The 7400-nt window shown below is 68.0% G+C and carries 8 protein-coding genes and 1 pseudogene; 8 read left to right on the top strand and 1 reads right to left on the bottom strand.

Annotation, left to right across the window (positions count from 1 at the left end; genetic code table 11):
- From G6019_RS04915 to G6019_RS04880, 8 genes are all read left to right on the top strand, one after another.
- A partial coding sequence (locus G6019_RS04915) for a helix-turn-helix transcriptional regulator (protein WP_375539745.1) occupies positions 1-421 on the top strand: 421 nt, incomplete at its 5' end.
- Positions 418-1875, top strand: a complete 1458-nt coding sequence (gene sufB / locus G6019_RS04910) for a Fe-S cluster assembly protein SufB (RefSeq protein ID WP_107756495.1) — start codon at positions 418-420, stop codon at positions 1873-1875. The genes G6019_RS04915 and sufB, both read left to right, overlap by 4 nt.
- Positions 1876-1880: 5 nt before the next feature.
- Positions 1881-3089 carry a Fe-S cluster assembly protein SufD gene (gene sufD / locus G6019_RS04905; RefSeq protein ID WP_182612935.1) on the top strand — a complete coding sequence of 403 codons (1209 nt, stop codon included), beginning with the start codon at positions 1881-1883 and terminating at the stop codon, positions 3087-3089.
- Positions 3090-3144: 55 nt separating this feature from the next.
- Positions 3145-3915, top strand: coding sequence for a Fe-S cluster assembly ATPase SufC (sufC, locus tag G6019_RS04900; protein ID WP_107756493.1), 771 nt, complete (start codon positions 3145-3147; stop codon positions 3913-3915).
- Positions 3916-3933: 18 nt separating this feature from the next.
- Positions 3934-5193: a cysteine desulfurase gene (locus tag G6019_RS04895; protein WP_182612936.1), complete on the top strand. Its 1260-nt coding sequence runs from the start codon at positions 3934-3936 to the stop codon at positions 5191-5193.
- The gene (gene sufU / locus G6019_RS04890) at positions 5190-5642 is read left to right on the top strand and encodes a Fe-S cluster assembly sulfur transfer protein SufU (RefSeq protein ID WP_107756491.1); all 453 of its coding nucleotides are present in this window, start codon (positions 5190-5192) and stop codon (positions 5640-5642) included. Before G6019_RS04895 ends, sufU begins: the two co-directional genes overlap by 4 nt.
- A 6-nt stretch (positions 5643-5648) precedes the next feature.
- Positions 5649-6119 carry a metal-sulfur cluster assembly factor gene (locus G6019_RS04885; protein ID WP_107756490.1) on the top strand — a complete coding sequence of 157 codons (471 nt, stop codon included), beginning with the start codon at positions 5649-5651 and terminating at the stop codon, positions 6117-6119.
- A gap of 127 nt (positions 6120-6246) precedes the next feature.
- Positions 6247-6903, top strand: coding sequence for a hypothetical protein (locus G6019_RS04880; RefSeq protein ID WP_182612937.1), 657 nt, complete (start codon positions 6247-6249; stop codon positions 6901-6903).
- On the opposite strand, the pseudogene G6019_RS04875 reads toward G6019_RS04880, so the two are convergent.
- A pseudogene (locus tag G6019_RS04875) lies at positions 6900-7400 on the bottom strand (lycopene cyclase family protein); the annotation flags it as partial. The gene G6019_RS04880 and the pseudogene G6019_RS04875 sit on opposite strands and share 4 nt — an antisense overlap.

The raw sequence follows: 7400 nt of genomic DNA, 5'->3' as shown, positions 1-7400 counted from the left end.
GGCCACCGCCGTGGCGGACTTCGCCCGCCAGCGCGTCCGGTCGATCGTCGGGCACGTCCGCCCCGCGGACGGTCCGGAGGACGTCGAACGCGCGGCGACCGACGTCGCCGCGGCCCTGACCGAATCCGGGTACGCGGCATCCATCGAGGACGCCGGGGCGGGCCTGCAGATCTGCCAGCACCACTGTCCGGTGTGGAACGTCGCGTCCCGGTTCCCCGAATTGTGCGAGGCCGAGCAGGAGGTGGTGTCCGAGATCGTGGGCACCCATGTCCAGCGCCTCGCCACCATCGCCGGCGGACACTGCGCCTGCACCACGAACATCCCCACGGGGATGGTGACCGCCGGTGACCTGGCGGCCACCATGCCCGCAGCGGCCGACGCAGACGCGTCGGTTCCGACCCCCGAAAGGACTGTGCGATGACCATCACCCCAGATCAGGTGACGGCCGACGTCACCGTGCACGAGCCGACCACCGACGAGGAGCGGATCGCCTCGCTCGGCCAGTACAACTACGGTTGGCACGATTCCGACTCCGCCGGTGCGACCGCACAGCGTGGCCTCTCGGAGGCCGTGGTGCGTGACATCTCCACCAAGAAGAACGAGTCGGAGTGGATGCTCGCCAAGCGGCTCAAGGCGTTGGCGACGTTCTACAAGAAGCCCATGCCCGCCTGGGGTTCGGACCTGTCGGGGATCGACTTCGACAACATCAAGTACTTCGTCCGCTCCACGGAGAAGCAGGCCACCTCGTGGGAGGACCTGCCCGAGGAGATCAAGAACACCTACGACAAGCTCGGTATCCCCGAGGCGGAGAAGCAGCGCCTGGTCGCGGGCGTCGCCGCCCAGTACGAGTCCGAGGTGGTCTACCACCAGATCCGGGAGGACCTGGAGAGCCAGGGTGTCATCTTCATGGACACCGACACGGCGCTCAAGGAGCACCCGGAGTATTTCGAGGAGTACTTCGGCTCGGTGATCCCGGCCGGTGACAACAAGTTCTCCGCGCTCAACACCGCCGTGTGGTCGGGTGGCTCGTTCATCTACGTGCCCAAGGGCGTCCACGTGGACATCCCGCTGCAGGCCTACTTCCGGATCAACACCGAGAACATGGGCCAGTTCGAGCGGACGCTGATCATCGTGGACGAGGACGCCTACGTCCACTACGTCGAGGGGTGCACGGCGCCGATCTACAAGTCGGACTCCCTGCACTCGGCGGTCGTCGAGATCGTGGTCAAGAAGGGCGGTCGCTGCCGCTACACGACCATCCAGAACTGGTCGAACAACGTCTACAACCTCGTCACCAAGCGCGCCCGGGCCGAGGAGGGCGCCACCATGGAGTGGATCGACGGCAACATCGGGTCCAAGGTGACCATGAAGTACCCCGCGGTGTGGCTCACGGGCGAGCACGCCAAGGGCGAGGTCCTCTCGGTGGCGTTCGCCGGCGAGGGACAGCACCAGGACACCGGGTCGAAGATGCTTCACCTGGCCCCCAACACGTCCTCGAACATCGTCTCCAAGTCGGTTGCGCGAGGCGGTGGCCGATCCGCCTACCGCGGGCTCATCCAGATCAACCCCGGCGCGAAGGGCTCCAAGTCCAACGTCGAGTGTGACGCCCTGCTGGTGGACAACATCAGCCGGTCCGACACGTACCCGTACATCGACATCCGTGAGGACGACGTGACGCTCGGGCACGAGGCCACAGTGTCCAAGGTGAGCCAGGACCAGCTCTTCTACCTCATGAGCCGAGGCCTGGCCGAGGACGAGGCCATGGCCATGATCGTGCGCGGATTCGTCGAGCCGATCGCCAAGGAGCTCCCCATGGAGTACGCCCTCGAACTCAACCGCCTGATCGAACTCCAGATGGAAGGATCGGTGGGCTGACCGCCATGACCGACACCACTACTGCCACCACTGGATCCGGCCCCACCCCGGTGACGGACCGCTACGGTATCCCCGTCACCGCCACCAAGGGCGACCAGTTCTCCTCCTTCGACGTGAACGCGTTCGAGGTGCCGAGCCACAAGGACGAGATCTGGCGCTTCACCCCGCTCAAGCGGCTCCGCGGGATCCACGACGGAACCAATGTGACCGCCACCGGGAACCTGCTGGTCTCCGTCGCCGAGCGTGACGGACTGACGGTCGAGACCGTCGGGACCGACGACAAGCGGATCGGCGAGGCCGGGGCACCCCGCGACCGCGTCGCCGCGCAGGCCTTCACCTCCGTCGCCGAGGCGACGGTGCTGACAGTGGCCACGGAGACGGTTCTCGACGACCCCGTGTACGTGACCGTCGACGGCCCGGGGGAGGGGGAGCTGGCCTACGGCCACGCCCAGATCCGACTCGAGCCGTTCGCCAACGCGACCTTCGTGGTGGACCAGCGCGGCGGGGGGACGATCGCCGAGAACGTCGAGTTCGTCGTCGGCGACTCGGCGCACCTCGAGGTCGTCCTCATCCAGGACTGGGACGACGACGCGCTGCACCTAGCCAACCACCACCTGCAGGTCGGTCGCGACGCGACCCTGACCTACACGGCGGTGACCTTCGGCGGCGAGCTCGTGAGGATCGCACCGCTGACGACGTTCACGGCCCCCGGGGGCACGGTGAACGTCAACGGTCTGTACTACGCGGACGACGGACAGCACATCGAACACCGTCTGCTGGTGGACCACGCGGTACCCAATTGCACGTCGCGGGTCCTGTACAAGGGCGCCCTGCAGGGTGACGCGTCGTCGAACCTGCCCGACGCCCACACCGTGTGGATCGGCGAGGTCCTCATCCGCGCGGCGGCCGAGGGTACGGACACCTACGAGATGAACCGCAACCTCGTCCTCACCGACGGGGCCCGCGCGGATTCCGTCCCGAACCTCGAGATCGAGACCGGCGAGATCGCCGGCGCCGGTCACGCCAGCGCCGTGGGCCGATTCGACGAGGAGCACCTGTTCTACCTCATGTCCCGGGGGATTCCCGAGGACACCGCACGGCGCCTGGTCGTCCGGGGCTTCTTCGGCGAGGTGATCAACCGCATCGGCGTGCCCGAGGTACGTGATCGGATCGCCGAGGCCGTCGAACTGGAACTGCAGTCATCCGGGATCTGACCCCCGGGCCCGAGAGACCACCCCCGAAGACTTCACGAAGATTGCGAGCACACCAATGACCATTCTCGAGATCAAGGGCCTGACGGCCCGCGTCGCGGCGACCGCCGACTCGGCCGAGACCGTCGACATCCTCAAGGGTGTCGACCTGACCATCGAGTCCGGGCAGACCCACGCCATCATGGGGCCGAACGGCTCCGGCAAATCGACTCTGGCCTACGTCATCGCCGGCCATCCCAAGTACGAGGTCACCGGCGGCACCGTCACCCTCGACGGGGAGGACGTCCTGTCGATGGAGGTCGACGAGCGGGCCCGCGCCGGCCTGTTCCTGGCGATGCAGTACCCGACCGAGATCCCCGGGGTCTCGACCGCCAACTTCCTCCGTACCGCGGCCACCGCCGTGCGCGGCGAGGCGCCCAAGCTGCGGCACTGGGTCAAGGAGGTCAAGGAGGCCATGTCCGACCTCGACTTCGACCCGGCCTTCTCCGAGCGCAGCGTCAACGAGGGCTTCTCCGGTGGCGAGAAGAAGCGCCACGAGATCCTCCAGCTGGATCTGCTCAAGCCCAGGATCGCCGTGCTCGACGAGACCGACTCCGGCCTGGACGTCGACGCCCTGCGCGTGGTGTCCGACGGGGTCAACCGCTACAAGGCCGAGGAGAACGGCGGCATCCTCCTCATCACGCACTACACCCGCATTCTGCGGTACATCACGCCCGACCGCGTGCACGTCTTCGTCGACGGCCGGATCGCCGCCTCCGGGGGCGCGGAACTGGCGGACGAGCTCGAATCAGAGGGGTACGAGAAGTACCTCACGCCCGCGAACGCCTGATCGGACAGCTGGGAGACTATGACCTCGACCCTCGACATCACGACCCTCCGCTCGGATTTCCCGATCCTGCAGCGGACGGTTCGTGACGGCAAACCCCTCGTCTATCTGGACTCCGGGGCGACCTCACAGCGCCCGATCCCGGTGCTCGACGCCGAACGGGACTTCCTCCTGAGCTCCAACGCCGCCGTTCATCGCGGTGCACACCAGCTCGCCGAGGAGGCGACGGACGCCTACGAGGACGCCCGGGCCGACATCGCGGGGTTCGTCGGAGCCGATGTCGACGAGCTCGTCTTTGCCAAGAACGCCACCGAGGCGCTCAACCTGGTCGCGTTCGCGCTCGGAGACGACCGCTTCGGCCGGTACGCCGTGGGACCGGGTGACGAGGTCGTGATCAGCGAACTCGAACACCACGCCAATCTGGTGCCCTGGCAGGAGCTGTGCCGACGCACCGGTGCCACCCTGAAGTGGTACGGACTCACCGACGACGGACGGATCGACCTCGACTCACTGCAGTTGACCGACGCGGTCAAGGTCGTCGCCGTGACCCATCAGTCCAACGTCACCGGCGCCGTGACCGACGTCGCACGTGTGGTGGAGTCCGCGAGGGCGGTGGGCGCACTGGTGGTATTGGACGCGTGCCAGTCCGTCCCGCACATGGCCGTGGACTTCCACGCACTCGGTGTGGACTTCGCGGCCTTCTCCGGGCACAAGATGCTCGGCCCCACCGGCATCGGCGTCCTCTACGGACGTCGGGAGCTGCTGCGGGCGATGCCGCCGGTGCTCACGGGGGGCTCGATGATCTCCACCGTGACCATGGAGAAGTCCACCTACGCCGACCCGCCGCAGAGGTTCGAGGCCGGGGTGCCGATGGTCTCCCAGGCCGTCGGTCTCGGCGCAGCGGTCCGCTACCTGCGCGACGTGGGCATGGAGGCGGTCGCGCGTCACGAGGAGTCGCTCACCGCGGCCACCCTGGAGGCCCTGGACCAGATCCCGGGCATCCGGATCGTCGGTCCCCGCGACATGGTCGCGCGCGGCGGCGCCGTGTCCTTCGTCGTCGACGGCGTCCACGCCCACGACGTGAGCCAGGTGCTCGACGACGACGGGGTGGCGGTGCGCGTGGGACACCACTGCGCGTGGCCGCTGCACCGCCGATTCGGTGTGCAGTCCACCGTCCGCGCCTCGTTCGCGCTGTACAACACACTCGACGAGGTCGAGGTGCTCGCGCGGTCGCTGCGCCGGGCACAGGAGTTCTTCGGAGTGGGAGGTGCCCGTTCGTGAAGCTCGAGCAGATGTACCAGGAGGTCATCCTCGACCACTACCGCCACCCCCACCACAGTGGGCTGCGGGAACCCTTCGGCGCCGAGGTCCATCACGTCAATCCGACCTGCGGCGACGAGCTGACACTGCGGCTACGACTCTCCGACGACCTGTCGACGATCGAGGACGTCTCGTACGACGCGCAGGGTTGCTCGATCAGCCAGGCGTCCACCTCGATGATGGCCGACCTCATCGTCGGCCGCACGGTGTCGGAATCACTCAGGGCCTACGACGCCTTCCACGAGATGATCTCCTCCCGCGGGACCAACGAGGGGGACGAGGAGATCCTCGACGACGCCGTCGCCCTGTCCGGGGTGTCCCGATACCCGGCACGCGTCAAGTGCGCGCTGCTCGGGTGGATGGCCTACCGCGATGCACTCGGCCGACAGACCGACCACCACCAGGAGTGAAGTGACATGACCGAGCAGATGACCCCGGCCAACGACCCGTCCGTCGACGACGCCATGTCGGCGGCGGAGAACGAGACCCCCGCGGGCACCGTCTACAACGGTGAGTTCCGTCCCGACCCCAATCGCCCCGAGCAGTCGGAAGAGGACCTGGCGCTGGTCGCCGACCTCGAGGAGGCCATGCGCGACGTGGTCGATCCTGAGCTCGGGATCAACGTGGTGGATCTCGGGCTGGTCTACGACATCTGGGTCCGCCCGGGTGAGACCGAGGGGTCGACCATCGCCCGCGTCGACATGACTCTGACCTCGGCGGCCTGTCCGCTCACCGACGTGATCGAGGATCAGGCACGAAGTGCGGTGGTGGGTTCCGACCTGGCCAACGAACTCGAACTCAACTGGGTGTGGATGCCGCCGTGGGGCCCGCAGATGATCACTGACGACGGCCGAGAGCAGCTCCGCGCCATCGGCTTCACGGTCTGACATCCGACGCCGACATCAGCCCGGGCCCCCGGATTCGGGCGACGCCGGGTACCGCCTCTCCCGGCCCGCCAGGTGGCTCCTGCTGCCCTCACTTCTCCTCGCCCCCCTGTCCGGGTTCCTCTACACGATGGTCCGGACCACGGGGAGCTACGAGCCCGATCAGGGCTGGACCCTGCTGTGGACCGCGTTCGACATCGGGTCCGAGGGGAACGTCGCGGTCTGGTTCGCCTCCACGATGTGGCTGCTCGTCGGCGCGTTGGCCGCGATGGCGGCCCTCACCTCCGACCGGTTCCGCACCTCGTGGTGGGTGTTCGCCGCCGTGGCCGTCATCGCCTCGGCCGACGAGGCGGCGCAGCTCCACGAACGCCTCTTCTATTTCGGTGACCGCCTGGCGCCGACGTTGCCGGGGGATCTCCACTACAGCTGGGTCATCCCCGGGACCGCCATCGCGCTGGTGGTCGCCGCGCTTCTCATCCGCCTGGTCCTCGCCCTCCGAACCCGGGTGACGGTCGGGCTGATCGGCTCGGCGGTGGTGTTCCTCCTCGGCGCGCTGGTCATCGAGTCGATCTCAGGGATCGTGGAACGCGACCAGGGGATGTCCGACCTGTATGTGGCGATCATGTACGTCGAGGAGACCTTCGAACTGATCGGGGTGGCATGGGCCGTGATCGCGCTCGCGTCGATGTTCCGCCTCACCGGTCGCCGCGGATCACTCACCCTCACCTTCGACGGGTTCCCCGACAGGGCGGAGGAGACCGGGCCGGGCCACCCCGTGTCGGGCTAGCGCAATCGCGCGTCGACCGCAGTACGGGGGGACCGCCGGAGTAGCGCGCTGATCATCCCCACCTTCCCACTCGCCGGCATGCCCACCCACATGTCCCACATCGCCAGCGCCAGCTGGTACGAGGGGCTCGCGCCGTCGAGAAACCACTTCTGTCGACGCCCCTCGATCCGGCCGAACGCGTCGAACAACTGCCGGAGCGTCCGATCGTCGGCGCGCAGGAGTACACGGAGCCCGATCCCGTGCAGTGTGGTGCTGGCCGGGGACCGGGGCGCGGGAATCGGGAACCCGGTACGGACGGCGTGGACAGCGGCCGGCACGGCGGCCAGCATCGAGGCCACCGAGTACCCTGTCGCGGCGTGTCCGTGTCCACCGGCGGTGCCGAAGGCATCGATGCGGGGATCGCCCGCCCAGCCACCGCGGGCAAGGAGCGGGATGCGCACCCGCTCCACGTCGAGTGGCGCGTCGATGGCCGACCGCGACACCCCGCGCCGCACGAG

This window comes from Dietzia sp. DQ12-76 (assembly GCF_014145045.1).
Lineage (GTDB): Bacteria > Actinomycetota > Actinomycetes > Mycobacteriales > Mycobacteriaceae > Dietzia.
Note: the sequence above shows the minus strand (reverse complement) of the source record. Positions and strands in the feature narration are given on the sequence as shown.

Coding starts and splice junctions, on each gene's coding strand:
- G6019_RS04885 (WP_107756490.1), top strand. CDS start 5,649: ATGACCGAGCAGATGACCCCGGCCAACGACCCGTCCGTCGACGACGCC.
- sufD (WP_182612935.1), top strand. CDS start 1,881: ATGACCGACACCACTACTGCCACCACTGGATCCGGCCCCACCCCGGTG.
- sufC (WP_107756493.1), top strand. CDS start 3,145: ATGACCATTCTCGAGATCAAGGGCCTGACGGCCCGCGTCGCGGCGACC.
- G6019_RS04895 (WP_182612936.1), top strand. CDS start 3,934: ATGACCTCGACCCTCGACATCACGACCCTCCGCTCGGATTTCCCGATC.
- sufB (WP_107756495.1), top strand. CDS start 418: ATGACCATCACCCCAGATCAGGTGACGGCCGACGTCACCGTGCACGAG.
- G6019_RS04880 (WP_182612937.1), top strand. CDS start 6,247: ATGGTCCGGACCACGGGGAGCTACGAGCCCGATCAGGGCTGGACCCTG.